The organism is Halomonas sp. AOP13-D3-9 (assembly GCF_052379125.1).
GTDB lineage: Bacteria > Pseudomonadota > Gammaproteobacteria > Pseudomonadales > Halomonadaceae > Vreelandella.
On sequence record NZ_JBQSYH010000060.1, the window covers coordinates 1 to 555 of the forward strand.

The following is a 555-nucleotide window of genomic DNA, read 5'->3' on the forward strand; positions in this document are numbered from 1 at the left end:
GTACCCCTTGCTAGCCGAAGCCAATTGGCAAACGCACCTGTCATTGCCGCCGTCTGAACTTAGCCCTGTCAGGTTACAGGCGGCTAGCGAGCAAGAAGGCACATTACCGCTCGATAGCGTTGATACCCTAACCTTTGGGCGTGATGTCGTCATTGATACCACCCTCTACGAGGCCTTGGCAGCAGAAGGTGTCCCAACGCGTTTCGCCACTAAACTGGAAACACTGCTCAGCGAGTTTATCGCAGCGCCGCTGGAGTTTTCTGGCAGTGAACGTATTCAATTAGTGTGGGAGGAAGATCGACGCCAGGACGGCGCCCGTGTTGGGCCACCACGCCTCAGTTATGCCGCTCTGCCTGATCAGGCAGAGCCCTTGGAGGTCATATGGCCGGTCACCCAAAAGGGGGACGTAGCTCTTTTCAAAAGCGACACCCTGCTAGGCACGTTGCGGTTGCCCGTGCTTAGTGCCCGCTTAACGTCTCGCTTTGGGAATCGGCGACATCCTGTGTATGGAGGGATGCGTCCTCATAATGGAATTGACTTGGCTGCGCCGACAGG

1 protein-coding gene is annotated in these 555 nt (G+C 56.6%); it reads left to right on the plus strand.

Going from position 1 to position 555, the window contains the following annotated elements:
- Window positions 1–555 (plus strand): M23 family metallopeptidase (locus tag ACT3UM_RS24200; RefSeq protein WP_498902563.1); only part of this gene is annotated, 555 nt, incomplete at both ends.